Annotated in this window: 21 protein-coding genes, 1 tRNA gene and 2 pseudogenes; 13 read left to right on the top strand and 11 right to left on the bottom strand. The window is 58.1% G+C overall.

Going from position 1 to position 26,805, the window contains the following annotated elements; all coding sequences use genetic code 11:
- Positions 1 to 53: 53 nt before the first annotated feature.
- The 3 genes from ACO6EE_RS06165 to ACO6EE_RS06155 form a co-directional block, all read right to left on the bottom strand.
- Complete coding sequence (locus ACO6EE_RS06165; RefSeq protein WP_485959982.1) at positions 54 to 956, bottom strand: hypothetical protein; 903 nt, start codon at positions 954 to 956, stop codon at positions 54 to 56.
- Positions 957 to 1,029: 73 nt separating this feature from the next.
- Positions 1,030 to 2,121, bottom strand: a complete 1,092-nt coding sequence (gene ychF / locus ACO6EE_RS06160) for a redox-regulated ATPase YchF (RefSeq protein WP_485959980.1) — start codon at positions 2,119 to 2,121, stop codon at positions 1,030 to 1,032.
- Between the two features lie 90 nt (positions 2,122 to 2,211).
- Positions 2,212 to 2,361, bottom strand: coding sequence for a hypothetical protein (locus ACO6EE_RS06155; RefSeq protein WP_485959978.1), 150 nt, complete (start codon positions 2,359 to 2,361; stop codon positions 2,212 to 2,214).
- A 138-nt stretch (positions 2,362 to 2,499) separates the two neighbouring features.
- Between ACO6EE_RS06155 and ACO6EE_RS06150 the strand changes: the two genes are divergently transcribed.
- The 3 genes from ACO6EE_RS06150 to ACO6EE_RS06140 all read left to right on the top strand — a co-directional run bounded on the left by ACO6EE_RS06150 (position 2,500) and on the right by ACO6EE_RS06140 (position 4,037).
- On the top strand, positions 2,500 to 3,474 hold the full coding sequence (locus ACO6EE_RS06150) for a polyprenyl synthetase family protein (protein ID WP_064085049.1): 975 nt from the start codon (positions 2,500 to 2,502) through the stop codon (positions 3,472 to 3,474).
- A gap of 125 nt (positions 3,475 to 3,599) precedes the next feature.
- Positions 3,600 to 3,902: a DUF441 domain-containing protein gene (locus ACO6EE_RS06145; RefSeq protein WP_485960044.1), complete on the top strand. Its 303-nt coding sequence runs from the start codon at positions 3,600 to 3,602 to the stop codon at positions 3,900 to 3,902.
- A gap of 60 nt (positions 3,903 to 3,962) precedes the next feature.
- Positions 3,963 to 4,037 (top strand) — tRNA-Arg (locus ACO6EE_RS06140).
- 68 nt (positions 4,038 to 4,105) lie between these two features.
- Here ACO6EE_RS06140 and ppc read toward each other — a convergent pair.
- The 3 genes from ppc to ACO6EE_RS06125 form a co-directional block, all read right to left on the bottom strand.
- Positions 4,106 to 6,814: a phosphoenolpyruvate carboxylase gene (gene ppc, locus ACO6EE_RS06135; RefSeq protein WP_485959976.1), complete on the bottom strand. Its 2,709-nt coding sequence runs from the start codon at positions 6,812 to 6,814 to the stop codon at positions 4,106 to 4,108.
- A gap of 21 nt (positions 6,815 to 6,835) precedes the next feature.
- Positions 6,836 to 8,629 (bottom strand): prolipoprotein diacylglyceryl transferase, encoded by a 1,794-nt coding sequence (locus ACO6EE_RS06130; protein ID WP_485959974.1) that lies wholly within the window; start codon positions 8,627 to 8,629, stop codon positions 6,836 to 6,838.
- Positions 8,630 to 8,794: 165 nt separating this feature from the next.
- A complete protein-coding gene (locus ACO6EE_RS06125; RefSeq protein WP_485959972.1) occupies positions 8,795 to 9,133 on the bottom strand; it encodes a P-II family nitrogen regulator in 339 nt (112 codons plus the stop codon).
- Positions 9,134 to 9,282: 149 nt separating this feature from the next.
- Between ACO6EE_RS06125 and purL the strand changes: the two genes are divergently transcribed.
- From purL to ACO6EE_RS06095, 6 genes and pseudogenes are all read left to right on the top strand, one after another.
- Positions 9,283 to 13,236 carry a phosphoribosylformylglycinamidine synthase gene (gene purL, locus ACO6EE_RS06120; RefSeq protein ID WP_485959970.1) on the top strand — a complete coding sequence of 1,318 codons (3,954 nt, stop codon included), beginning with the start codon at positions 9,283 to 9,285 and terminating at the stop codon, positions 13,234 to 13,236.
- Positions 13,237 to 13,345: 109 nt separating this feature from the next.
- Positions 13,346 to 13,723 (top strand): hypothetical protein, encoded by a 378-nt coding sequence (locus ACO6EE_RS06115; RefSeq protein WP_485959969.1) that lies wholly within the window; start codon positions 13,346 to 13,348, stop codon positions 13,721 to 13,723.
- Between the two features lie 126 nt (positions 13,724 to 13,849).
- Positions 13,850 to 14,650: pseudogene (locus ACO6EE_RS06110) on the top strand (aminotransferase class III-fold pyridoxal phosphate-dependent enzyme); the annotation flags it as partial.
- Positions 14,651 to 14,713: 63 nt separating this feature from the next.
- A pseudogene (bioD, locus tag ACO6EE_RS06105) lies at positions 14,714 to 15,345 on the top strand (dethiobiotin synthase).
- 109 nt (positions 15,346 to 15,454) lie between these two features.
- Positions 15,455 to 16,747 carry a histidine--tRNA ligase gene (gene hisS, locus ACO6EE_RS06100; RefSeq protein ID WP_485959967.1) on the top strand — a complete coding sequence of 431 codons (1,293 nt, stop codon included), beginning with the start codon at positions 15,455 to 15,457 and terminating at the stop codon, positions 16,745 to 16,747.
- Positions 16,748 to 17,377 carry a YfgM family protein gene (locus ACO6EE_RS06095; RefSeq protein ID WP_485959965.1) on the top strand — a complete coding sequence of 210 codons (630 nt, stop codon included), beginning with the start codon at positions 16,748 to 16,750 and terminating at the stop codon, positions 17,375 to 17,377.
- Between the two features lie 226 nt (positions 17,378 to 17,603).
- Here ACO6EE_RS06095 and menA read toward each other — a convergent pair whose 3' ends face one another.
- Positions 17,604 to 18,509 carry a 1,4-dihydroxy-2-naphthoate octaprenyltransferase gene (gene menA / locus ACO6EE_RS06090; RefSeq protein ID WP_485959963.1) on the bottom strand — a complete coding sequence of 302 codons (906 nt, stop codon included), beginning with the start codon at positions 18,507 to 18,509 and terminating at the stop codon, positions 17,604 to 17,606.
- Positions 18,510 to 18,960: 451 nt separating this feature from the next.
- Here menA and lepA point away from each other — a divergent pair, with 451 nt between their 5' ends.
- Together lepA and lepB are read left to right on the top strand one after the other, a co-directional pair.
- A complete protein-coding gene (lepA, locus tag ACO6EE_RS06085) occupies positions 18,961 to 20,754 on the top strand; it encodes a translation elongation factor 4 (protein WP_485959961.1) in 1,794 nt (597 codons plus the stop codon).
- Between the two features lie 42 nt (positions 20,755 to 20,796).
- Entirely contained in the window at positions 20,797 to 21,837 is a 1,041-nt protein-coding gene (gene lepB, locus ACO6EE_RS06080) for a signal peptidase I (RefSeq protein WP_485959960.1), read from the top strand.
- A gap of 127 nt (positions 21,838 to 21,964) precedes the next feature.
- Here lepB and ACO6EE_RS06075 read toward each other — a convergent pair whose 3' ends face one another.
- The 4 genes from ACO6EE_RS06075 to grxB form a co-directional block, all read right to left on the bottom strand.
- Positions 21,965 to 22,732, bottom strand: a complete 768-nt coding sequence (locus ACO6EE_RS06075) for a DUF4336 domain-containing protein (RefSeq protein WP_485959959.1) — start codon at positions 22,730 to 22,732, stop codon at positions 21,965 to 21,967.
- A gap of 105 nt (positions 22,733 to 22,837) precedes the next feature.
- Positions 22,838 to 23,497 (bottom strand): NAD(P)H-dependent oxidoreductase, encoded by a 660-nt coding sequence (locus tag ACO6EE_RS06070; RefSeq protein ID WP_485959958.1) that lies wholly within the window; start codon positions 23,495 to 23,497, stop codon positions 22,838 to 22,840.
- Between the two features lie 109 nt (positions 23,498 to 23,606).
- The gene (locus ACO6EE_RS06065) at positions 23,607 to 24,932 is read right to left on the bottom strand and encodes a DUF445 domain-containing protein (RefSeq protein WP_485959956.1); all 1,326 of its coding nucleotides are present in this window, start codon (positions 24,930 to 24,932) and stop codon (positions 23,607 to 23,609) included.
- Between the two features lie 2 nt (positions 24,933 to 24,934).
- The gene (gene grxB / locus ACO6EE_RS06060) at positions 24,935 to 25,591 is read right to left on the bottom strand and encodes a glutaredoxin 2 (RefSeq protein ID WP_485959955.1); all 657 of its coding nucleotides are present in this window, start codon (positions 25,589 to 25,591) and stop codon (positions 24,935 to 24,937) included.
- A 274-nt stretch (positions 25,592 to 25,865) separates the two neighbouring features.
- On the opposite strand from grxB, the gene smpB reads away from it, so the two are divergent.
- Positions 25,866 to 26,312: an SsrA-binding protein SmpB gene (smpB, locus tag ACO6EE_RS06055; RefSeq protein ID WP_255361181.1), complete on the top strand. Its 447-nt coding sequence runs from the start codon at positions 25,866 to 25,868 to the stop codon at positions 26,310 to 26,312.
- Between the two features lie 84 nt (positions 26,313 to 26,396).
- Positions 26,397 to 26,768: a hypothetical protein gene (locus ACO6EE_RS06050; RefSeq protein ID WP_067527561.1), complete on the top strand. Its 372-nt coding sequence runs from the start codon at positions 26,397 to 26,399 to the stop codon at positions 26,766 to 26,768.
- The last annotated feature ends 37 nt before the right edge of the window (positions 26,769 to 26,805 follow it).

Genomic DNA, 26,805 nt, shown 5'->3' with positions numbered 1-26,805 from the left:
GATGGTGGGAATGCTAGCTGAAAGTTTTCAGGTAGCCTCTGGGTTGAAAAGTTTTATTTATTGGCCAGCGGATAATCGGTTGGCATGGTGTATTCTCCTGCAGCGGCATCATAGTGGATGATAAAAGCTTGGTTGCGGTAGTGTTTGAAGCCGTTAAAGCCCGACACGCTCAGCCGCAGGGGGTAGAAGCCTGCATTGGGGCTGGCGTGGGTTAGGATGCGGAAAGAAGAAGTGGTTAATCGATACCACTTCGCGCGGCATTCGCGGCGTTCGGCGGTGGTGAGCGGCTTATCAGAGTCAGGATTGGTTTGGCAATTATTTAAACCATATCCGTTGGTTGTATTGCTTGTAATAGTGCTTCGACCAATCTTCCCTGCGCCGTTGTGGGTGAAAAGTATATATTCCGAGCTGCTGTAACCGTCACTTAGATACGACATAGGCGTCATGAAGCCCCAACGGTCTTTGCCGAAGCGGAGGAACGACCAATATTTAGCCTCAGGGGCATAGCCGTATGTGCCAATTTGATTGTAGGCGCGCACTGCCAGCGGTTGCCAGCCTCCGGATACCTGTTTCAACACGAATATGCCCGCCAAACCCGATTGAACCCGGCCTCCGATGCTTTCGCCCCGATTAAAATCAAAGTTGTCGCCGGTGTAGAGCAGATACATCAGCTTGCCTTGCGCGGTTTGGCGGATTTCGCTTTTGATTTGTCGCATACAGTATTCGCCGCCGAAGCTGGTTTCGGTTACGTTTAACGCATCGATATCGACACGGTAGCAACGGTGTTGCTGCGAATATTGCCGATAGTAGCGCTGCACAATTTGTTGTGGCGTTTGCGGTTGGGGTGCAGCTTTGATAAACCTGCGGTATGAGGAGAATGTTTTTACTTGCGGCAATGTTTGTGCGAAGCTGCCGACGGCCGCTAAAAGCAGGATGGGGAAAAGCAGTTTTTGCATAATCATATAGCTAGGCTAAATTCAAGCAGGTGGTGAGGCTATCTGAAACATATTTTTCAGGTAGCCTAGCGGTTTACACGTTAAACAAGAAGTGCATCACATCGCCGTCCTGCACCACGTATTCCTTGCCTTCCACGCGCATTTTGCCGGCTTCTTTGGCTTTAGCTTCGCCGCCGAGCGAGACGAAATCGTTGTAGGCAATCACTTGGGCGCGGATGAAGCCGCGTTCGAAGTCCGTGTGAATCACGCCGGCGGCTTGCGGGGCGGTGTCGCCTTTGTGGATGGTCCAAGCGCGGACTTCTTTCACGCCGGCGGTGAAGTAGGTTTGCAGGCCGAGCAAGTCGTAGCCGGCGCGGATGAGGCGGTTCAGGCCGGGTTCTTCCAAGCCCATTTCGGCGAGGAACTCGGCTTTTTCGTTGTCTTCCAATTCGGCGATTTCGCTCTCCATCGCGGCGCAAACGGCTACGACGGGGGCGTTTTCTTTTTCCGCCAATTCTTTCAGGCGGTCGAGGTGCGGATTGTTTTCAAAACCGTCTTCGGCCACGTTGCCGACATACATGGCGGGTTTGGCAGTGAGCAGGAACAGCGGTTTGAGCATGGCGAGCTCATCTGCGTCTAAGCCGAATGAGCGTACGGGTTTGCCTTCGTTGAGGTGCGGCAGGATTTTTTTGCACAGTTCCACCAGTTTTTGCGCGTCTTTATCGCCGGAGCGGGCGCGTTTTTCTTCGCGGACAATGGCTTTTTCGACGCTGGCGAGGTCGGCCAGCGCCAGTTCGGTACCGATGGTTTCGATGTCGGCAATCGGATCGACGCGGCCTGCAACGTGGACGATGTTGTCGTCGTCAAAGCAGCGCACCACATTCACAATGGCATCGGTTTCGCGGATGTTGGCAAGGAACTGGTTGCCCAAGCCTTCGCCTTTGCTTGCGCCGGCGACCAAACCTGCGATGTCCACAAATTCCACAATGGCGGGCTGCATTTTTTGCGGATTAACGATTTTTGCCAGCTCCGCCATGCGCGGGTCGGGCACTTCGACGATGCCGACGTTGGGTTCGATGGTGCAGAAGGGATAGTTCGCCGCTTCGATGCCCGATTGGGTCAGCGCGTTGAAGAGGGTGGATTTGCCGACGTTGGGCAGGCCGACGATGCCGCATTTCATGCTCATGTGTGTTCCTTAAATGCCGTTAGATTAAAATCGGCGGATTTTAACATAGAAGGCTACCTGAAAGCTGCAGTTTGGGTTTTCAGGTAGCCTTTAGGCGGTTTGAGGCGGGCTGAGAATGGCTGCACGGGATGACAGTCGGGCAGAAGCGGGACTTCGGCCGGGCAAAATATTGTGCCGTTTCGTTGAAGCTGCGTTTTCAGGTAGCCTGAGGGGCAGGGCGGAAATAGGCAGTTTGCCCATAAGGCTGCTATAATGCCGCCCCTGTTTGGCCGGTGCGTTTGCCCGGCCGTATAGCCAAAGCGGTTATTTCTTCACGTAGCTAGGAAGGAGTCAGCGCTTTGGCCTGATGCCGATAACCATACAAAGCCGCACATCACCATGCTTGAACACCTGCCTTATTTCCAGCAACATCTGCCTCGCGATTTGAGCCGCGTTAATGCGGTGATTGAGCGCGCGGTGCAATCGGAAGTGGCGCTGATTTCGCAAATCGGGCGCTACATCATCAGCGCCGGCGGCAAGCGGCTCCGGCCGGTGCTCACCATCCTTTCCGGCAAGGTGTTGGGCTACGATGAAGACCCGCTCTACGCACTGGCGGCGATGGTGGAATTCATCCACACTTCCACCCTGCTGCACGACGATGTGGTGGACGAAAGCGAGCTGCGGCGCGGCCGGAAAACGGCAAACAATATGTTCGGCAACGCTGCTGCCGTGTTGGTGGGCGATTTCCTCTACACCCGCGCCTTCCAGCTGATGGTGTCTTCAGGTAGCCTCAAGATTTTAGACGTGATGGCCGATGCCACCAACATCATCGCCGAGGGTGAAGTGTTGCAGCTGATGAATATCGGCAACACCAATATCACCGAAGCCGAATATGTGCAGGTGATCCAATACAAAACCGCCAAATTGTTTGAAGCCGCCGCACAGGTGGGCGCGATTTTGGCCGGCGCCACGCCCGAGCAGGAAACCGCGCTGAAAGACTACGGCCGCCACATCGGCACCGCCTTCCAGATTATTGATGATGTGCTGGATTATTCCGGCAACATCGAAGAAATCGGCAAAAACGTGGGCGACGATTTGGCCGAAGGCAAACCGACCCTGCCGCTGATTTATCTGATGCAAAACGCCGAGCCGCCGGTGGCCGATGCCGTGCGCCACGCCTTGGAGCACGCCGACCGCAGCTATTTCGAGCAGATTCATGCCCATGTGGTGCAGTCCGATGCGCTGGCCTATTGCGTGAGCGAGGCGCGCAAGGCGGTGGACGAGGCGTTATCTTGCCTAGCCGCACTGCCGGATAATGAAGTATCGCAGGCGATGCGGCAGCTTGCCGAAGAATCGCTGGCGCGTGTATCATAGCGGCCTTTTTCGGGAATATATAATTGCATCTGAATGTTATCCCGCTGTTTTTGGTGCTGCTGATTTTGCTGGGTGTGCTCAGCAACAATTAATCCATCACCATCTCGGCTACTGTGTTGTTCCTGATGCAGCAAACCGTGCTGGCGCGCTATATCCCACTGGTCGAACAATACGGCGTTCAAGCCGGCATCATCCTACTCACCATCGGCGTGCTCAGCCCGCTGGTGTCGGGCAGAATCCAGTTTCCCGGTTTGGCCGGTTTGATGAGCTGGAAAATGCTGGCGGCGGTGTTGGTGGGCGTGTTGGTGGCCTGGCTGGCCGGACGCGGCGTGCCGCTGATGAGTGAGCAGCCTGTGTTGGTAACCGGCCTGCTGCTGGGCACGATATCGGCGTGGCGTTTTTGGGCGGCATTCCGGTGGGGCCGCTGATTGCCGCGGGGATTTTATCGCTTATTGCCAGAAAAGTTTGATTGGAAAGTTTGATTATTTCTCGCCGTAGTTCAATGGATAGAACGTATGCCTCCTAAGCGTAAAATACAGGTTCGATTCCTGTCGGCGGGGCCATGATGAAAAGGCTACCTGAAATTTTCAGGTAGCCTTTTTCTTGCCTGCCGTTTGCAGGGAATGGGGGATTAACCTGTATTGCGCAAGCCTTGTGCCACGCCGTTGATGGTGAGGTGGATCAGGTGGATGAGCTGCGGGTTGCCCGGGTGTTGACGCAGGCGGGCGAGCAGGGCTACCTGAAGCCAGTTGAGCGCGTTCAGATAGGGAATGCGCAGAGCCAGGGAGCGGGCGAGGCTGCGGTTGTCGGTGAGCAGATGGTCTTGCTCGATTAATTGCAGCAGGGCGCGGCGGCTGCGCTCAAATTCGCCGGCAATGCGCTCAAACATGGCTTGGGCGGCTTGCGGCTGGTCGGCCAGGCCGACGTAGGCACGGGCGATGTCTAAATCCGCTTTGGCCATCACTTGCTCCATATTGGAGAGCATGGCTTGGAAGAAGGCGCTGTGCTGCACCATATGGCGCAGGTGCTCGAGATTGGTAGGGTTGTCGCGCAAAAGCTGCTCAACTGCGCTGCCGAAGCCATACCAGGCAGGCAGCATCAGGCGATTTTGCGTCCAGGAGAACACCCAGGGAATAGCGCGCAAATCCTGTATCCGCGCCAGGGTTTTGCGGCTGGCGGGGCGGCTGCCGATGTTGAGGCTGGCGATTTCGTTGATCGGGCTGGTTTGCAGGAAGTAGCCCACGAAATCGGGATGGGTGATGAGCTCGCGGTAGTAGGCGAAGGCAGCGTCGGAGAGCGACTGCATCAGCGCGGCATCGGGCTCTTCGGTGCGGTGCGGCAGCAGGCTGGCTTCCAGCGCGGCGGCCACCAAGGTTTCGAGGTTACGCTCGGCATTGTCGGCATCGGCATATTTGGCGGTGATGACTTCGCCCTGCTCGGTGATGCGGATTTGCCCGGCCACGCTGCCGGCGGGCTGTGCCAGCACGGCTTCGTAGGAGGGGCCTCCGCCGCGACCCACGCTGCCACCGCGCCCGTGGAACAGGCGCAGGCGCACTTGGTGTTTGGCAAACAGTTTCACCAAAGCCTGCTCGGCCTGATACAGCACCCATTGGCTGGTTACATAACCGCCGTCTTTGTTGCTGTCGGAATAGCCGAGCATGATTTCCTGAATATTGCTGCGGCCGGCGAGTAGGTGGCGATACCAAGGCAGCGAGAAAAGATGATCCATCACACCGATGCAGTCTTGCAGCGCCTCGATGGTTTCAAACAATGGCACGATATTGAGCCGGCTTTCAGGTAGCCCTTCGGCGTTCAGGCGCAGCAGGCCGGTTTCTTTCATAATCAAGGCCAAGGCAAGCATTTCGCTCACGTTTTCGGCATTGGAAATGATGCTTTGGCGGATGGCTTCTTCGCCGAATTGCGCTTTAATTTCGGCAGCGGCGCGGAAGATGGCCAGCTCGTGCTCGGTATCTTCGCTGTAGTGGGCAAACGGGCTGTAGAGCGGGCGCGGGGACGACAGCTCGCGCAACAGCACGCGTTCGCGTTCGGTTTCGTTCAGCGCAGCGAAGTCTTCCAAACCGGCGGCGGCAAAGAGCTCGGCCACCACATCGATATGCTTTTGGGCGTGTTGGCGCAAATCTAGCGGCATCAGATAAAAGCGGAACACGGAAGCGGCACGGATCAAGTCGGCCAAGCGGCCGTCGGCCAGCAGGCGGCTGCCGTTGTCGCACAAGGAAGCGTGCACGGTGTGCAGGTTGGCTAAAAATTCTTCTACCGTGTCATACGGTTCGAGCAAGCCAAATTGGCTGCCCAAGCCGCTGCCGAAACGGTGGGCGGTGGCCACGGCACGGGCGAGGATGTAGGCCATGGCACGGCGATAGGGCTCTTCTTCGTGGGCGCGTTCGGTGTCGGGCGATTGGGCCGACAAAGCCAGCACTTCTGGACTTACGTTCACGCGCCGGATCGACATCGGCAGCTCTTCATACAGTTTGTAGAGCTGGCTGCGGTAGAAGCGGAACACGGCGCTGGCCTGCTGGGCAAAGGCAGTGCGCAGGGTGTCGGCAGAAACGAAAGGATTGCCGTCACGGTCGCCGCCGATCCAGCCGCCGATATGCAACACGTTGGGCAGACTGGTATTCGGGAAGGCTACCTGAAGAGCAGCCTCCAGCTTGCGGTATACGCCGGGCACGGCGCTGAAGAAGCTGAGCGGGAAATACATGATGCCGTTGCTGATCTCATCGGCCACCGTAATTTTGAAATGGCGGTTTTCATTGGTTTGCCACAGCGTCCACAGCATGGTTTGCACCTGCTGCTGCAAGCGCTCTTCGCTCTGCCCGGCCTGGTTGGCGCGTTGGTCGAGCAGGTTGCGGATTTGGCGGTGCAGGGTAAGGGTGGTTTGGCGCTGTACTTCCGTGGGGTGCGCGGTGAGCACGGCGGCCACTTCGGTGTGGTTCAGCTGCTGCTGCAAGGCTTCGGCGCTTACGCCTTGCTGTTGCAGTAGATCGAGGGTGTAGCCGAAGGTGGATTTAGCGTTGTCGCGGGTTTGGCTGTGCGCCAGACGGCGGCGTTGGTGGTGCGCATCTTCGGCAATATTGAGGATTTGTGCAAACAGGCTGCAGGCGCGGATGAGGTCTTCCAGCTGTTGGTCGTTGAGCTGCGGCAGGCTGCGTGTTACCACGTCTTGCGGCGCTTCGCCGCCCAGCAGTGCGGCTACGGCTTCCTGCACGGGGCAGTCGGTTTGCGCGGCCAGCACGGTTTGCAGCGCGCCGGTGAGGAAGGCAACGTCGTCGAAGAGTGGCGCGTCTTTATAGGGATGTTGGCCGGAAGGTTCGGGCATCATGGGGTATTCCTTTGCAGAGGGTTATTCTTGGGTTAGCCGGGAAAAACGCAATGTACTGTTTGGGTAATCCAAGCCGTACACGCACCAGATCAATACGAAATAGGCAATGGCATGCAGCGGCCAGCCGGCAGGAAGGCTACCTGAAAACAGCGGAGCCGAAGGCAGACAGGTAAACAAGATGCCCGCCAGCACCGATGCCAGAGCCAGCCATTGGTATACGCGCATGCCGAGAAAATACGGCGTTTGCGGTTCGCCGCGCAGCGATTCTTCCACAAAGCGGAACGCACCGCTGAGAATCAAATACATACCGGCGATAAACGAAGCAGGCATTTGCAGCCGGTATAAGCGCCACAGCAGGAAAAAGCTCAGGAAATTGGCGGCGATGGAATAAAACTGGGTGGGGTGTAGATTTTTCCCCTGCCAGCCGGCCAGTTTGCACACGCGTGATTTATCGTGGAAAAAGCGGATGCCCGGCATATCGGTGGGGATACCGTGGCAGCAGCCCTGAATCAGGCAGCGGCAGCGGCCGAACAGCTGGATGGGGCAGGCAGCCAGCGCGGCCGCGCCCAGCAGCGTCCAACCGCCCAAATCCGAACCGGCAGCAATCAGGCAGCCGGCCAGCACGATGCCGAACACGCTGCCGTAGTAGCCGAACGGGCGCAGCAACGCCGATGAGCCTTCCACCCATTGCGCCCACAAGCCCGCGCCGATAAACCCGGCCACCCCCAGCAGCCACACTGCCCACAAATACTGCGGCAGCAGATAAGCCAACACCAGGAAACCGCTCACGCCGCCCAATGCGGCATAGAAGCCGTGGTTAATCAGCCGCAGGCGGCCAAAGCGCCATTCGTGCCACGAGTTGGCAATATATTCGGCGGTTCGCAACAGAGCGTGGTAGATCGGCTGCCGCTGTCGGATTGTCCAATAGACGGCCATCCCGGCCAACACATCGGCCAAGGTATGGTTGTGCGTAGTCAGGCAGCTGACAATCACCAGCGCCGCCAGCAAAGTCCATACCATACGCCACTGCGGGCGGCATAGGCAAGAATATCGTTTTTGCCATAACACCCTCTCGTATAAGGCCCAGCCTTCCACGGCAATATTTTCAGGTAGCCTCAAGGTGGCGCGGCTTTTCCATTTTTGTTCGCGGCTGGATAAAAATCTGCGGCTGAATAGTAGACGCAACAATGGGTTGCGCGCTGCAATAGCCAGCAGCGGCTCGTCTTTTATCGTTTCCGGTGCAGCAAACACCAGATGCAGGCCGAATGCGGGCGCCGTGAGCCCACCGGCTTCCAGCACGAAATCTTCAGTTAGCACGCCGTTGTAGCACAAACGTTTTAGCGGCACTTCGCCGCGCCATTCGATCCACACCACATAGTGCTGCTCCGATACGAAACGCCCCCAATACAGCTCGCATAACGGCAGCTGTTGCGGCCAAAAATCCATTTCCAGCGTTTCGGCGTAACCCAAGCCGCTGTATTCCTGCCCGTTTAAGGCTACCTGAAAACGGGCACTTGGCGTGTGGGCATGCCAAATGAGTCGGCGTTTGCCGCCGGCCGGCAAGGTAAGCCGGATGCCATCAGACAAAGCCTGCCAGCGGCCTTCGAGGCCAAGTTTGGGTTGTCGGATGCTGTTAGGGGATAGTTGTGATGCGCTTAGGCAGCTGCGTTCGAGGGTGCAGCCGTGGGCTGGGTTGAAAATCAGGGCTGAATAGGGCAGCTTGATGCCGTGGTAATGCAGCTCGGCCGCATAGGCAATCAATGCGTTGCCGTCAGAATCGATGCCGTCGAAATAATGTTTGCGCAGGCGGAACATGATGGGAGAAAAACTATTTGGCCGGATGAGGCTGCCTGAAAAATAGCAGTTTCGTGCCAGCCGATATTTTCAGGTAGCCTTGGCTGGCACAGCCGGCATACTGTTTGATTGCAGGTTACGCGGCAGCTGGCCGGAAGGAAACAGCGTGTTTAGATGTTGCCAAGCCTACAGCGCGGCTTCGTCCCGCTCGCCGGTGCGGATGCGCACCACGCCTTCCACCGGCAGGATGAAGATTTTGCCGTCGCCGATTTTGCCGGAGTTGGCCGCCTGCACGATGGCTTCCACCGCCTGCTCGACCATGTTGTCTTCCAGCACGATTTCCAGCCGGATTTTGGGCAGGAAATCCACTGCGTATTCCGCGCCGCGATAGATTTCGGTGTGCCCTTTTTGGCGGCCGAAGCCTTTTACTTCGGTTACGGTCATGCCGTTTACGCCGATATCGGTGAGCGCGTCGCGCACGTCGTCGAGTTTGAACGGTTTGATGATGGCTTCGATTTTCTTCATATGGTTCCTCTGCTAGGTTGGTATATAAGGCTTTAGGCAGTTAAGCTACCACAAGGAGGCAGCGCTTTCAATCGGTTTACTCCGCCACCAGATTAGGGCAGACTTGGCGTATAATTACGCCTCCCAATTCTCTTCATGCGAGTCTGCCCATGCCTATCCTCTTCCTGCGCGGCGAGCGCGCCTTGTCTGGTTTCCGTGTTGAAAAACTGCTGCAAAAAGCGGCTGCTTTGGGGCTGCCCGAAGCTGAGATCCGCAGCGAATATTGGTATTTTGCCGATTGCGCCGAAGGCTTGAATGCAGCAGATGCGGAAAAGTTGGAAGCCTTGCTGGCGGGGCAGGTGGCATCGGAGTTGCCGCAGTCTTCAGGTAGCCTGCATCTGTTTCTCATCACGCCGCGCATCGGCACGATTTCGCCTTGGGCTTCCAAAGCCACGGAAATTGCGAAAAACTGCGGTTTTGCCCAAATCCGGCGCATCGAACGCGGCATGGCAGTGTGGCTTTCAGGTAGCCTTTCCGAAGCGCAGAAGCAGCAATGGGCGGCTTTGCTGCACGACCGCATGACCGAATCGGTGCTGCCCGATTTTCAGGTAGCCGCTAAATTGTTCGCCCATCCCGAAGCGCAAACCTTCGATACGGTAGATGTGCTCTCAGGCGGCCGTGCCGCGCTGGAAAAAGCCAATACCGATTTAGGCTTGGCGCTTTCGCCCGACGAAATCGATTATCTGCTGGACAATTATCGGGCTTTAAACCGCAATCCGTCTGATGTGGAACTGATGATGTTCGCCCAGGCCAACAGCGAACACTGCCGCCACAAAATCTTCAATGCCGACTTTATCTTAAACGGCGAACAGCAGCCCAAATCGCTGTTCCGCATGATTCGCGACACGCACGAAGCCGCGCCGGCCGGCACGGTGGTGGCCTATAAAGACAATGCTTCGGTAATCGAAGGCGCAAAAATCGCCCGATTTTATCCCGATGCGGCGGCCAAGCAGGGCTACCGTTTCCACGAAGAAGACACGCATATCCTGATGAAGGTGGAAACGCACAACCACCCCACGGCGATTGCGCCGTTTGCCGGCGCAGCCACTGGCGCGGGCGGCGAAATTCGCGACGAAGGCGCCACCGGCCGCGGCGCGCGCCCCAAAGCCGGCCTCACCGGCTATACGGTTTCCAACCTCAATATCCCCGATTTGAAACAGCCTTGGGAAGGCGGCTACGGCAAGCCCGCCCACATTGCCTCCCCGCTCGACATCATGATTGAAGCCCCCATCGGCGGTGCGGCGTTTAATAATGAATTCGGTCGCCCGAACCTGCTGGGCTATTTCCGCACCTTTGAAGCCGAGTTCGACGGCCAAATGCGCGGCTATCACAAGCCGATTATGATTGCCGGCGGCTTGGGCAATATTCAGGCAGAACAAACGCATAAACACGAAATTCCCGAAGGTGCGCTCTTGGTGCAGCTCGGCGGGCCGGGCATGCTCATCGGTTTGGGCGGCGGCGCGGCTTCGTCGATGGACACGGGTGCAAACGATGCTTCGCTTGATTTCAACTCCGTGCAGCGCGGCAACCCCGAAATCGAACGGCGCGCCCAGGAAGTGATCGACCGCTGCTGGCAGCTCGGCGCGGCCAACCCGATTATCGCCATTCACGACGTGGGCGCGGGCGGCTTGTCCAACGCTTTCCCCGAATTGGTAAACGATGCCGGGCGTGGTGCGGTGTTTAAGCTGCGCGATGTGCCGCTGGAAGAGCATGGCCTCACGCCGCTGCAAATCTGGTGCAATGAAGCGCAAGAGCGCTATGTGCTGTCGATTCTGGAAAAAGATCTGGGCACTTTCCGCGCCATTTGCGAACGCGAGCGCTGCCCGTTTGCCGTGGTCGGCACGGCTACCGACGACGGACATTTGCAGGTGCGCGACGATTTGTTTGCCAACAAGCCTGTAGATTTGCCGCTGAACGTATTGCTCGGCAAGCCGCCCAAAACCACGCGCACCGATAAAACGCAACAGCAGCCTGAAAAACCGTTTTCAGGTAGCCATATCGATTTGAAGGAAGCCGCCTACCGCGTATTGCAACTGCCCGCCGTAGCCGCGAAAAACTTCCTCATCAACATCGGCGACCGCAGCGTGGGCGGCTTGACCCACCGCGACCAGATGGTCGGCCGCTGGCAAACGCCCGTGGCCGACTGCGCCGTGACCATCATGGGCTTCGAGACGCATCGCGGCGAAGCGATGGCCATGGGCGAAAAACCCGCCGTTGCGCTGTTTGACGCACCCGCTTCGGGCAGGATGTGTATCGGCGAAGCCATTACCAATATCGCGGCGGTTAATATCGGCAATATCGGCAACATCAAATTCTCCGCCAACTGGATGGCCGCCTGCGGCAATGCGGGCGAAGACGAGAAACTCTACCGCACGGTGGAAGCCGTATCGCAGATGTGCCAGCAAATCGGCGTGAGCATCCCCGTGGGCAAAGACAGCCTTTCCATGAAAACCGTGTGGCAGGACGGCGCGGAGAAAAAATCTGTGGTGTCGCCATTGAGCCTGATTGCCACCGCCTTCGCCCCTGTGCAGGATGTGCGCAAAACGGTTACGCCGGATATCAAACCGGTGGCCGACAGCATGCTGCTGCTAGTGGATTTGGGGCAGGGCAAAGCCCGCATGGGCGGCTCAGCCTTAACGCAGGTGTACGGCGAATTGGGCGGCGAAGCGCCCGACATCGAAGCAGGCTACCTAAAAAAGTTTTACGACGTGATTCAGCAGCTGGTGCAAGAAGACAAACTGCTTGCCTACCACGACCGCAGTGATGGCGGCCTGTTTGCCACGCTGGCGGAAATGGCGTTTGCCGGGCGGAGCGGCTTGGAAGCGAATATCGATGAATACGCGCAGGTTCTGTTTGAAGAATGGGAACGCAAACTGCCGAATGCGATTGTGGAAGAAGTGTTGCCGCTCGCACATCTCACTGCCTTATTCAACGAAGAGCTGGGCGCGGTATTGCAGGTGCGGAAGCAGGATTTTGCCGATGTGATGGCGGCATTCGATGAACAAGGTTTGGGCAACGCGGCCTATTGTATCGGACAGGCGCACTGCGGCAGCAATTTCACGGTTGTGAATGACGGGGAGACTTTGTTTGACCAACCCCTGGTAGATTTGCAACGCGCCTGGCAGTCCACTTCCCACCAAATCCAACGCCTGCGCGACAACCCGGCCTGCGCCGACAGCGAATTTGCCTTGCTGGCCGATAAAGAACGCAGCCGGCTGTTTGCCGATTTAAGCTTTGATGTGAAACAAGATGTTGCCGCGCCGTTTATCAACAGCGGGGCGAAACCCAAAATCGCCATCCTGCGCGAACAGGGCGTGAACGGCCAAGTGGAAATGGCCGCCGCCTTCACCCGCGCCGGTTTCGATGCCTATGATGTGCATATGTCCGACCTGATGGCAGGCCGCGTGAAACTCGACACCTTCCAAATGCTGGCCGCCTGCGGCGGGTTCAGTTATGGCGACGTGCTGGGCGCTGGCGAAGGCTGGGCGAAATCCATTTTGTTCCACAGCAAACTACGCGACCAATTTGCCGAATTCTTCGCCCGAGGCGATACGCTGAGCTTAGGCGTGTGCAACGGCTGCCAGATGATGGCCAATCTGGCCGAAATCATCCCCGGCGCCGACGGCTGGCCGAAGTTCCGCCGTAACGAATCCGAACAGTTTGAAGCGCGGCTGAGCATGGTACGCGTGCCGCAATCGCCCTCGCTGATTTTGGCCGATATGGCAGGCAGCAGCCTGCCGGTGGTGGTTAGCCACGGCGAAGGCCGCGCCGATTTTGCCCACTTGGGGCTACCTGAAAACCAAGTTTCAGGTAGCCTGAAAACCGCCATGCAATATATCGACGGGCAGGGCAACCCCACCCAAACCTATCCGCTCAACCCCAACGGCTCGCCCGATGCCATCGCCGCCGTCACCACTGCCGACGGCCGCGTAACCATCATGATGCCGCACCCCGAGCGTGTGTACCGCAGCGCGCAAATGAGTTGGCTGCCGGAAGAGTGGCGCAACAGCGAACTGGCCGGCTGGTATCGGATGTTTGCTACGGCACGGAAGGTGCTGGGCTAGGCCGTCGGGCAACACAAGGCTACCTGAAAATATCAGCTTCAATGCCGTGAGGATGTAGAAGCTGAATACTTTCAGGTAGCCTCAATCATGGCGAAAACGGAGATAGGGTATGGAAACCAAGCTGCAGGTGTTAAAACCGGCCAAAATATTCGGCGACTCCAACGAGCTGGCAAACTTCCGCTTTGCCAACGGCCGGGGCTTCCCCGCTTCCTATCAACGCTTTGCCACGCAATACGGCTGGGGCCGCTCGCTGGGCAACTATCTCGTCCATATCCCCACCAATCCGCAATATTGCGATTCTTGGCAGCAGGCGAGTGCAGCGGTGAAATCCAGCTATATCCATGATTTGGACGAATACGAAGGCTTTTTCTCCGCACAGCACGTTTGCCTGATACCCCGAATTAGGTGTGCACAATACCACCAACTTGCTGGATGGCGCGTTTGCAGGTTTGAAACGGCATTTGGCGTGTCATCATGGGATGAATAAGGAGAATAAGGTTAAGTTTATTAAGGATTATTTCTCTGTTTCTGATGATGAGTAGCACCTATTTTGTTACTTACTGGCAAGGTTCTCTGAAATAGCACCTTTTTTGTTACTTATGCCTTTTCGAGCAACCTGCCGGTGCAATATTTCCTGCCGCAACCGGCCAGCCCGTTCCATGGCGAATGGCAGCCGGAAAGTATCCGCCCGTTGGAAAACTTGTTGGCAGAAAAACACGATGAATTGGCGGCGCTGATTTTAGAGCCGGTGGTGCAGGGGGCGGGCGGAATGTATTTCTACCATTCCGAATATCTGCGGCAGGCGCGGGCATTGTGCAGCCGATACGGCGTGCTGCTGATTTTTGACGAAATCGCCACCGGCTTCGGCCGCAGCGGCGAAATGTTTGCCTTGGAGCATGCCGGCGTGGTGCCGGACATTATCTTGTTGGGCAAGGGGCTCACCGGCGGTTATCTCACCTTGTCGGCGGCGGTGTGCACCGAGGAAATTTCCGCAGCCATCAGCCGGGGCCAAGCAGGCGCGTTTATGCACGGCCCCACCTTCATGGCCAATCCGCTGGCCTGCACGGTAGCGGCCGAGAGCGTGGCGATGCTGCGGGAAAGCCCGTGGCGGCAGCGGGTGGCCAATATCGAGCAAACGCTGCGGCGCAAACTGGCTGCGGCGGCGCAATGGCGTTGCGTGCGCGAAGTGCGGGTGCTGGGCGCGATTGGCGTGTTGGAGATGGCGCAGCCGGTCAACACGGCTTCCTTGCAGCCGCGGCTGGTGGAAAAAGGCGTGTGGGTACGGCCGTTTGGGCGGCTGGTGTATCTGATGCCGCCGTTTGTGATCAGCCAGCAGGAATTGGATTTCTTGGCCGAACAGACTTTGGCGGCAGTGGCGGAGGAATACGGCGAAGCATGGCCGCAGCCCGAATGATGCTACACGCGCTGAAGGCTACCTGAAATTTTCAGGTAGCCTGTTTGCAGAGAGGAAAACAGTATGCAGAAACAAGTTTATTTTGTCAGCGGCATCGACACCGGCATCGGCAAAAGCATCGCCACCGGCCTGTATGCCAAAGAGCTGGCCGCCGTGTGATCACATAAAAAATCGTGCAAACCGGCTGCCAAGGCATCGCCGAAGACATCCAAACCCACCGCCGCCTGCAAGGCATCGGGCTCACCGAGCACGACCGCAACGGCAGCACCTGCCCCTATGTGTTTGCCTACCCCTGCTCACCGCACCTGGCTGCCGAGCAGGAACAGCGCCCGATTTCCCTGGAAGTGATTGATAAAGCCACCCATAGCCTGCTGCAAAGCTACGACACCGTGTTGCTCGAAGGGGTGGGCGGGCTGATGGTGCCGCTAAACCGCGAGCAAACCCTGCTCGACTTTGCCGCCGAACGCGGCTATTCGCTGGTGTTGGTCACATCCGGCCGTCTGGGCAGCATCAACCATACCCTGCTCAGCCTTGCTGCCGCCCGCCATGCCGGCCTGCCGGTGCAGCGGCTGGTGTACAACCGCTATCCCGCTGTTGACCCCGTAATCGGTGCGGGAACCGAACGCTATTTGCGCGATTACCTGCAGCGGCATTTCCCCGAAGCCGAATGGGCGGTGTTGGCAGAGGCTACCTGAAAACTGCCCGCAGCATTTTTTCAGGTAGCCTTGCACACAGCTTTAGCCCGAACTCCCACATATCCGCTATAATCCGCTTTTTCGTTTACCCCTCTCCCCAAACCGAATCATGGGACAAAAAATCCAAGCCGTAAAAGGCATGAACGACCTCTTGCCGGTGGAGCAGAAAGATTTCAAGCTCACCGCCGCCTTCTGGCAGACCTTTGAAAACCGCATCGGCCAATGGGCGCACCGTTTCGGCTACCGCCAAATCCGTACCCCGATTGTGGAGCAAACCGGCCTTTTCGTGCGCTCTATCGGCGAGGACACCGATGTGGTGGGCAAGGAAATGTATACCTTTGCCGACTCCAACGACACCCTCAGCCTCAGCCTGCGCCCCGAAGGCACCGCCTCCTGCCTGCGCGCCGTGGTGGAGCATAATCTGCTGTATAACGGCGGCCAGAAGTTGTGGTATATGGGCCCCATGTTCCGCCGCGAACGCCCGCAGAAAGGCCGCTACCGCCAATTCCACCAAGTGGGCGTGGAAGCGCTGGGCTTTGAAGGCCCCGATATCGATGCCGAAATCATCGCCATGTGCGCCGATTTGTGGCGCGAGCTCGGCATCAGCCAATACCTGACTTTGGAAATCAACAGCCTGGGCAACCGCGAAGAACGCGCCGCTCACCGTGCTGCCTTGGTAGGCTACCTGAAACAGCACGAAGCCGCGCTGGACGAAGACAGCCGCCGCCGTATGCACACCAATCCGCTGCGCGTGTTGGACAGCAAAAATCCCGATTTGCAAGAAATCTGCAACGGCGCCCCGCGCCTGGCCGATTATCTCGGTGAAGCCTCCCGCGCCCACTACGCCGGTTTCAAAGCCCTGCTCGACGGCTTGGGCATCGCCTATGTGGAAAACCACCGCCTCGTGCGCGGGCTGGACTACTACAACCAAACCGTGTTCGAATGGACCACCGACAAACTCGGCGCCCAAGCCACCGTGTGCGGCGGCGGCCGCTACGACGGCCTGATTGAAGAGCTCGGCGGCAAACCCGCCCCCTCCATCGGCTTTGCCATGGGCGTGGAGCGCCTGTTGCTGTTGGTGCACGAATACGGCAACCTGCAAGCCGATGCCGCACCCGATATTTATGTGATACACCAAGGCGGCGACACCCTGCTGCCCAGTATGCAGTATGCCGCCGCCGCCCGCGCCGCCGGCTTCAGCGTGCTGCAACATTCCGGCAGCCAGAAACTGGCCGCCCAAATGAAAAAAGCCGATGCTTCCGGTGCCAAAGTGGCGCTGATCGTGGGCGAAGGCGAGCTGGCCGAAGGCAAAGCCAGTCTCAAAGACATGCAGCAAGGGCGCGGCCAAGTGAGCGTGCCTGCTGCCGATTTGCTTAAACAATTAAACGAATGGATAGGTTAAATGGCTGTTTACGATTTAAAAGACCAAGAAGAAATTGAAAACTTCAAATATTTCTGGCGCAGCTGGGGGCGTTGGCTGTTTGCCCTGCTTGTGGTGGCCGCCATCGGCTACTTCGGCTGGGTGATGTACCGCAGCCACCAGCGCAACGTGAGCAACGAAGCCGTGGCCGTGTTCGACCAGTGGGCGGAAAACCAGCAGGCCGGCAAGCCTGCCGAAGCCGCCAAGCTGCTCACCCAACTGCAAAGCCAGTATCCGACCAGCGTTTCCGCCGCCCAAGCCACCCTGATGCAGGCCGGCGCCGCCTTCGACCAAGGCAAATACGACGAAGCCATCGGCCACCTGAACTGGGTGCTCAAATACCACCAAGAACCGCTTATCCGCGCCATGGCCATCCAGCGCTTGGCCACCGTGCAGCTGCAGCAGCAGAAATACGATGACGCCATCGCCACCCTCGGTATGAATACCGATGAAGCCTACGCCGGCATCCTGCTGGAAACCAAAGGCGACATTTACGCTGCCCAAGGCAAACGCAGCGAAGCCGCCGCCGCCTACAAACAGGCGATGGACAAACTGCCCCAAGACGACCAAGGACGCGAGTTTATACAGCTGAAAATCGACCAGCTGAACTAAGCTAGGCCAAACCCCATAACGGCTGTTGCCGGAGGATGGAAAACCCACCGCCGGCAACAGCCGTTTTTCAGGTAGCCTTTTGGGTTTCAGGTAGCGTGCAGGGAAGAGAGAGACTTAATCATTTGCACAGGAGCCATCGTGGATTAATAAGCCGATACTTTGCTGAGATGATGACGCCTGATTTATCTGCAAAGGCTACCTGAAAGAGAAGGGTTGAGTGATTCAGTTATACGGCGATTAGAGAGTCGAGCAGCAGGCCGCTGCCGAATAGCAGGTTGACGGCCAGGGCAAGGCGCACGATGTGTGGCAGTTCGCGACCGGCGGCAGCGGGGCTGGTGGCGGTTTGCAGGCGGTGCAGGTGGGTGGCGGCCAGCGGTAGTGCAGTTAGCCAGAAGAGGCCGCTGGGGATTTGCGGGGCAAGGGCGGCGTAGCAGATGAGGGCGGCGGCCAGGAGGAGGCGGTGCAGGGTTTTGCTGCGCTCAAAGCCCAGCCGGGTGGCGGGGGTGGTTTTGCCGGATTGGCAGTCGCTTTCGATGTCGCGCATATTGTTGATGTGCAGTACGGCAGCGGCGAGCAGGCCGCAGCCGGCGGCGGGCAGCCAGCCTTCGGGCGGGCAGCTGCCTTGTTGCAGGTAGGCGCTGCCCTGCACGCCGAGCAGGCCGAAGAACAGGAAGACGCTGATTTCGCCCAGCCCGTGGTAGCCGTAGGCGTGGCGGCCGAGGGTGTAGGTGAGGGCAGCGGCGAGGGCGAGGCTGCCTAAGAGCAAGAAAGCGAGCCATTGCTGTGGGTGGCGCAAGCTGAGGGCGATGAGTGCACCACCGAGGAGTAGGGCGGCCAATACGCTGGCGACGAGGAGACGGCGGATGTGTAGGAGGGAAATTTGGCCGCTGGCGGTGAGGCGCTCGGGCGCATCGGGCACGCGGTGGCGGTCGGTACCGCGTATGCCGTCGCCGTAGTCGTTGGCGATATTGGAGACGATTTGCAGGGCCAGCGCAGTGAGCAGGCTGAGCAGGAACACGCTGCCGCGCCAGCTTGCGGGGCTGCTGTGCCAAGCGATGGCATTGCCGCAGCAAACAGCGGCAAGGGCCAGCGGCAGGGTGCGCGGGCGGATGAGGCGGAGTAGGGCGTGCATAGTGAGGGAGCGGCTTGGAGGCTACCTGAAAAAATGGTACTTAAACGAAGCTAAAATCCAATCGGCGGTTTCAGGTAGCCCGATACGAAAAACGGGCATGATACCCGATTCTGCGCTATCGGGCTGGGGCTTGCGCTTTTTACTTGTGCTGGGTCAAGCAGGAGGCCGCTAAATTGTCGGGCAGCTTCAAGCGTTTTCGGCTAGAATACGCAGCTCGGTTTCGGCACGGCTTGCTGTGTTGCCGCCGCTATTTTATAGTGGATTAAATTTAAATCAGGACAAGGCGGCGAGCCGCAGACAGTACAAATAGTACGGCAAGGCAAGCCAACGCTGTACTGGTTTAAATTTAATTCACTATAACTTTGCTGAAGCTCCGCTTTTTCAGGTAGCCCATATCGGCCAAGCCGATGCTTTTGCCTGCCATCACGACCGCTTACTTTTTTGCCAAAATATGAACAATATCCGCAATTTCTCCATCATCGCCCATATTGACCACGGTAAATCCACGCTTGCCGACCGCTTCATCCAACACTGCGGCGGCTTGGAAAACCGCGAAATGAGTTCGCAGGTTTTGGACAGCATGGACATCGAAAAAGAGCGCGGCATCACGATTAAGGCGCAAACCGCCGCGCTGAACTATAAAGCCCGTAATGGCGAAACTTATCTTTTAAATCTGATTGATACGCCCGGGCACGTCGACTTTTCCTACGAAGTTTCCCGCTCGCTTTCCGCCTGCGAAGGCGCGCTGTTGGTAGTGGACGCATCGCAGGGCGTGGAAGCGCAAACCGTGGCCAACTGCTACACCGCGATTGATTTGGGCGTGGAAGTAGTGCCGGTGCTGAACAAAATTGATTTGCCCGCCGCCGATCCAGACCGCGTGGCGCAGGAAATTGAAGACATCGTCGGCATTGATGCGGTGGGCGCGGTAACCTGCTCGGCCAAATCCGGGCTGGGCGTGGAAGACGTGCTGGAAGAAATCGTGGCCAAAATCCCCGCGCCGGAAGGCGACGAAAACGCGCCGCTGCAAGCTGTAATTATCGATTCGTGGTTCGACAACTATGTTGGCGTGGTGATGCTGATCCGCGTGAAAAATGGCCAGCTGAAACTGAAAGACAAAGTACGCTTTATGTCCACCAAGGCCGAAAGCCAAGTGGAGCAGCTCGGTGTGTTTACACCCAAATCAGTGAACAGACAAGAGCTTAAAGCGGGCGAAGTGGGCTTTTTGATTACCGGTGTGAAAGAGCTCGGCCAAGCTAAAGTGGGCGATACGGTAACGCTGGTGCAAAACCCTGCTTCCGAGCCGCTGCCCGGATTTAAAGAAGTACAAAGCCAGGTATTTGCCGGCCTCTATCCGGTGGAAAGCCACGACTACGAAGCCCTGCGCGATGCGCTGGAAAAACTGCAACTCAATGATGCTTCATTAAAATTTGAGCCGGAAGTGTCTCAAGCGCTAGGTTTCGGCTTCCGCTGCGGCTTCTTGGGCTTGCTGCACTTGGAAATCGTGCAGGAACGCTTGGAGCGCGAGTTCGATATGGACTTGATTACCACCGCGCCTACCGTGGTGTATGAAGTGATTTTGAAGACTGGCGAACATATCGAAGTGGAAAATCCTTCTAAACTGCCGGATTTGGCCACGGTGGAATCCATTTTGGAGCCGATTATCACCGCCACCATCCTGGTGCCACAGGAATACGTGGGCAATGTGATGACGCTGTGCAACCAGAAGCGCGGCGTGCAAATCAATATGCAGTATCTCGGCCGCCAGGTGATGCTCACCTATGATTTGCCAATGAACGAAGTGGTGATGGACTTTTTCGACAAACTCAAATCTACCTCGCGCGGCTATGCTTCGCTGGACTACCATTTCAAAGAGTTCCGTGCCGCCAATTTGGTGAAACTAGATATTATGGTGAATGGCGACAAAGTGGATGCGCTCAGCCTGATTGTGCACCGCCAAAACGCCGTACACCGCGGCCGCGAGCTGGCAGCGAAAATGCGCGAACTGATTCCGCGCCAAATGTTCGACATCGCCGTGCAGGCCGCCATCGGCAGCCAGATTATCGCCCGCGAAAACGTGAAGGCGCTGCGCAAAAACGTATTGGCTAAATGTTATGGTGGCGATATTACGCGTAAGAAGAAACTGCTGGAAAAACAAAAGGCCGGTAAGAAACGCATGAAGCAGGTGGGCAATGTGGAAATCCCGCAGAGCGCGTTCTTGGCGATTTTGCAGGTGGGCGATAAGTAGCTTAAAGCTTATCGAACTTATTTCAAACGGGAAAATATAAAAGTGGAACAATCCAATATAATCCTTTATGCCGCCATCGCCGCTGTGGTGGCCGGCATCGTGCTGTTTGCCGTGAGCGGTAAAACACGGCAGGAAAACGGCGAATGGAGCGGCGGCCTGCAATGGGGCTACCTCCTGATGATGGTGGGCTCGTTCGGCCTCTTGGCCAAGCTGATGAGCCTTACGGCGGTTTTGCTGCTGCTGGTACTGTTTACCGGCGCGGTGTGGCTGTGGGCGCGCGCGGCACGCAAACAGCGTATGCGGCAGACCGACAATGCCGAAGAAGCCGCGCAAGACGACAATCATTTCCGCGATTATATGGGCAGTTTCTTCCCGCTGATTTTGGTGGTGTTTGTGCTGCGCACCTTTGTGGCCGAGCCGTTTCAGATTCCCTCTAGCTCGATGCGGCCGGGGCTGGTGAAGGGTGACTTTGTGTTGGTGAATAAGTTCAGCTACGGCATCCGCGTGCCGGTGTTGAATAATGTGCTGATTCCGGTGGGGCAAGTGCAGCGCGGCGATGTGGTGGTGTTTAATTATCCGGTGGAGCCGGACACCAACTACATCAAGCGCATTGTCGGTCTGCCGGGCGATGTGGTGGAATACCATGATAAGGTGCTGACGGTAAACGGTAAAACCGAGCAGGATAATTTGGTGGGCGGCTACCAATATCCCGATGATTACAAACCGGAGCGGATTCTGGAAGCCACCCGCTTTTCCGTCGATTGGGAAGGCCGCCATTTCGAGGTGCTGAAAAATGAAAATGCGCCCACGGTTTCCATCCCCTTCTTGGCCGAATCCGCCAATAATTTTGCTGCAAACGGCTACCAAAGTGGCTTGCGCGAAAATTGCGAATACAAAGCAGACGGCAGCGGCTTTAAATGCACCGTGCCGGCGGGCAAGTATTTCGCCATGGGCGACAACCGCGACAGCAGCGCCGATTCGCGCTACTGGGGCTTTGTGGACGACAAGCTGATTGTGGGCAAAGCGTTTTTCGTGTGGATGAACGTAGGCGACAGATCGCGTATCGGCAACACGATCCGTTGATGGAAAGGCAAACCGGCCGGCCGGTTTGTGCTGCTTATGCAAAAGGCTACCTGAAAGTTTCAGGTGGCCTTTAATCGTTGTTGCAAAATCAGAGAGATATGGGGCCTTGCCTCAATCCTTGTGGCGACTATTTGGATTGATCCGGCTGGAGCCAGCGGAAGGCGCGGCGCAGTTCGGCGGTGCCGTTGGTTTCGTAGCAGCGGCCGTGGGCGAGGATGATTTTTTTTGGCAGCCAGGCAAGCATTTGCGCCAGGCTCTCGCGGGCGGCGGCGCGGTTGCGGAAGGTGGCGCGCCAGTCGGGCGGGGCTTTGCCGTCGGGCTCGGCAATGCCGACCCATTTCATTACCTGCGCCCAGAAGCGGCTGGGGAATTTGTTGGGCTCGAAGTTTTCGATAAGGTCGGTGAGGATCAGGGTACGGCTGGTGTGGTGGAAGAAAACGGTTTCGGTCATGGCCGAACTGCCGAGGAAGGGGAGTTGGGCGATGTCGTCTGCCCATTGGGGCGGGGCGCTGGGGCCCAAATCGGCATCTAAGGCTACGGCAATGCGCTGGGCAGCGGCGCGTTCGCGCACGCCGAGGCTGGCCCAGGTGGTAGCTTGGGGGTAGTGTGTTTGCCAGGCGGGGATATGGGCGTAGTGGATGCGGTTGGGCGAGACGAGGTGGCGCACTTCGCCCAGTGCGTTGATTTGGGATAACAGCTCCGGGTTTGGCTCGATGGGGGAGTGGCACCAGAGGCCGCCATCGGCGAGGCGGATAACCGTCATGCGGGTGCTGAAGGGGATGCTCAGGCCGAGCGGAAAGGCCATGCGCACGGTGCCGCCATCGGCAATCCAGATATTGCTGCCGAAGGGTTTGAGGGTGTGGAGCGGGCGGTAGAGGTGGATGGGGGCGGACATGGTGTTTCCTTTTTTCAGGTAGCCTTGGATGGGGCTACCTGAAATGTTTTATTACCGCTTCGTGCGTTTTCGGCGAGGCTGAAGCTATCGGCTCGGCCGTTTGCTTTATTCCGCCCAAATCACGGTTTCGGCGGCATCGCGGCGTGGTTTGGGCTGAATATCGCGGGCGCGGTAGCCGAAGGTGGCGGCCACGGACACGCCGTATTCGGCAGGGTCGAGCAGTCCGGCTTGGGCGAGGATGTGCTCCACGGCGGCGTAGTCCATGCCTTCCACGGCGCAGGAATCGATGCCGAGCATGGCGGCGCCGGTGAGCATATTGGCCAGGGCGATGTAGCTTTGCTTGCTTGCCCAGTCGAACAGGGCACGTTCGTCGTCGGCGATGGCGATATCGTGGATTTGGAAGCTACGGTAGCGCTCAAGGGCAGCGGCGCGCTGCTCGGGGGTGAAGCCGCGCCGGCTCACCAGCTCTCTGAAAAAGGGGCTGTCGTAGCGGGCGTGTTTTTTCGCCAGCAGGATTACTAGGTGGCTGGCTTCGGCAATGGTGGCCTGCATGCCCCAGGCCACAGGCTTGATTTTTTCGCGCAGCTCTTGGTTTTGGATCACCAGAAACTTCCACGGTTCGGAGCCGACAGAGCTGGGCGAGAGGCGGCCGAAATCGAGGATGGCGGCGAAATCTTCGGCGCTGATTTTGTGCGCGGGGTCGTAGTAGCGGGTGGAAACGCGGCGGCGGAAAATATCGAGGGCTTGCTGGCGGGTGAGGATCATGATGATTCCTTTCTATGGCGTTGCATGTTTATCGAAGGGATAACTGGTTTGGGCGGGGCAGAAACTGGCTTCGTGTGTTTTCAGGTAGCCTTTTACAGCTGAAAGTGGCCTACAGTGCGGGCAGCCATTGGCTGAGGGTGTAAATCAGCAGGCCGACCAGGCCGCCGACCAAGGTGCCGTTGATGCGGATAAACTGCAAATCGCGGCCGATGGAAAGCTCGAGTTTGTCGCTCATTTGGCGGCTGTCCCAGCTTTTCACTTTGTCGGCGATAAATTCGGCGGCGGCGTGGCGGTGGCGGCGCACCAGGCTGCGGGCGAGCAGGGCGAGGCGCACGTTGAGGCGGCGCAGCTGCTGCGGGGTGGCGGCGTGTTGCTGCAGCAGGTAGGTGAGTAGGCTGTTCAGCCGGCGTGCAGCGGCGGAATCGGGGCGTTGGGCATCGGCGGCGAGGCGGGTGGTGAGGCTTTGCCACAGTTGGGCGATGTGCTGCTGCAGCTCGGGAGAGTCGGCCAGGCGGCGTTTGGCCATGGCGAGTTTGCGCTGCCAGGCTTCTGATGTGGCGAGCTCTTGGGCAAGGGCGCGGTATTGGCGGCGGAAGGCGGTGCGCAGCTCGTGCTGCGGGCTGGTGAGGGCGGATTCGAGGTAGTTGTCGGCCCAGTCGAGGGCTTTTTGCGCCACCCAGCTGTCGATTTGGCCAACGAGGCGGCCGCGCAGCTGGGCTTTGAGTTTGTCCCAGGTGTCGGGCTGGCTGGTTTCGATTTTTTCCGCCCAGGCGCGGAGGTTTTCTTCGAGCAAAACGCGGGTGTCGGGCTGTTTGATCCAATGGCGGATTTGGCCGAGCAGGGCGGTTTGCAGGGTCTCAGGTAGCCCTTGCTGGTCGAGCAGGAGCAGGGCTTGGGAGAGGGCGGTGCCGAGTTGTTTGCCGCTGCCGTGTGTGGCTAAAAAGGCGGCGCCGAGGCGGGCGGCTTCTGGCGGCGGGATGGTTTGCAGGGCGGCGGGGATTTGGCGGGCGAGGGCGGGCAGCCATTCTTGGCGGGTGCTGCTGCGGGCCAACCAGCGGCGCAGTTTTTCGGCGATGCGCAGGCGGTAGATGCGGATGGCGATGGGGCGCTCGGGCAGGAAGTTGGTTTCGATGAAGCGGCCGAGTTCGTCGGCAATGCGGTTTTGGTTGCGCGGCAGGATGGCGGTGTGGGGAATTTTGAGGCCGAGCGGGTGGCGGAAGAGGGCGGTTACGGCAAACCAGTCGGCCAGCGCGCCGACGGTGGCGGCTTCGGCGAAGGCTTTCAGGTAGCCTAGGGCGGGGTGGCGCTGCACAAACAGCGCGGAAACGATAAACAGCAATACGGCAGCCAGCAGCAGGCCGCCGGCCTGGCGGCGGCTGCGTTGCAGCCTGGTGCGGGCGGCGGCTTCTTGGGCGTGGCCGGACAGGATGTTCATGGCTATAGGGCGCGCTCGGAATAGAGCGGTACTTTGCTCTCGGCCGACAGGCGTTCGATATAGGCTTGCAGCTTGGCGGGGAAGACGATGCCTTTCACCAGGGTGAGGTTGCGCAACACGGGGAAAATGATGATATCTTCCATGCCGGGGGCGTTGCCGTTGAGATAAGGCTGCTCGCCCAACAGTGCGGCTAGCTCGGGCAGGGCGATATGAATGCGATCGAGATAGGTGCTGGTTTCGGCCAGGTTTTGCTCGAAGCTGCCGATGTTTTGCTCTTTTTTCTGCACGAAGTAGGCAATGGCTTCGGCGGTGGCGAATTCGGGCAGTGGCGGCTCGAGTCGCACTTCGCGCGGCATCACCAGATGGTTGTAGAATTTGCTTACTTGGTCGAACCAAGCCTGCACGGCGGGGCGGATGGTTTCATCCAATCGGGCCTGGCCGGCGAGCTCGTCTACATAGCGCACGATATCGAGGCTCTCGCCCATATGGCTGCCATCGGGCTTTTGCAGGATGGGCACTTGTTTGGCGCCGATCAGCCCGATGGGCGTGGCTTCGTCGTCGTTCAGCAAAATGATTTCTTCCACCGGCACGTTGCGCAGGCCGAAAATCATGCGGGCGCGCACACAGAAGGGGCAGTGGTCGTAGAGATAGAGCTTCATGGCGGTTTCCTTGGCGGGGTTTGATTTCAAACAGGCAGATTGTAGCACGGCGGCAGAAGGCTACCTGAAAGTATCGTGGATTAAAATGAAGAATAGCACCAGGCAGCAAGCCGCAGACGGTACAAGCGGCACGGCAAGGCTGGTTGATGGGCAGCATTCTTAATGTGGATTCACTCTATCTGCCTGCCAAAGCCGTTGGCCTAGCAGCGCCGGGCGAATGTTCAGCAGCACGGTTTGCTGTTAAAATCCGCTTTCTGTCACGAAACGGCAAAGCATCATGAGTATCGCCAACAATAAAAAAGCCTTTCACGATTATTTTATCGAAGACCAGCTCGAGGCCGGATTGGTGCTCGACGGCTGGGAAGTGAAAGCCGTGCGCGCCGGCCGCGTGCAGCTGAAAGAAAGCTATATCCACTGGAAAAAAGACGCGTTTTACCTGGTGGGCTGCCACATCACCGCGCTGCCCACCGCCTCCACCCACGTTAAGCCCGATCCGGTGCGCCAGCGCAAGCTGTTGCTCAAGCAGAGCGAAATCAACAAGCTGATCGGCAAGGTAGAGCGCAGCGGCTATACCCTCGTGCCGCTCAACCTGCACTACCGGCGCGGCTACATCAAAATGGACATCGGCCTGGCCAAAGGCAAAAAACAGCACGACAAACGCCAAAGCATGAAAGAAGCCGACTGGAAGCGCGAAAAACAGCGGCTGTTGAAAAACCGCTGAGTTGCTTGTGTGTCCGATTAAAGGCTACCTGAAAGCGCCATGCCGCCAAGTTTCAGGTAGCCCCACCTTCAGCAGGAGCCCCTTATGAAACAATCCTCCCTTGCTCTTCCCATCGTGTTGATTATTTTCGGCGCCGTTTGGTTCCTCAGCAGCACCGACATCCTGCCCACCACCGCCACACTGCTGGCTCTCGCGCTGGTGTTGGGCGGCCTTGCCCTGCTGCTGCTCGACGGCATCAACACCCAAAGCATCGTGCACGGCCCCATGCTGATGTATATCGGCGCCGCTATTTACCTGCGCAACCAAATGTTTATCAACACGGCTCCGCTGGCCGCGCTCGGCATGATGCTGCTCGGCGCACTCATGCTGCTCGCCCGCAGCGGCATCGTGCCGCAAAAATACGGCGCCCACGGCATCCCACTGCGCCGCAAACGCCGCAACGGCGAACAGGAGTAATATCAAGGCTACCTGAAAAAGTTTTGGTCTGGCAAAA

The sequence above is a fragment of the Eikenella sp. genome, from assembly GCF_057315495.1.
This window is presented reverse-complemented; position numbering and strand designations above follow the sequence as displayed.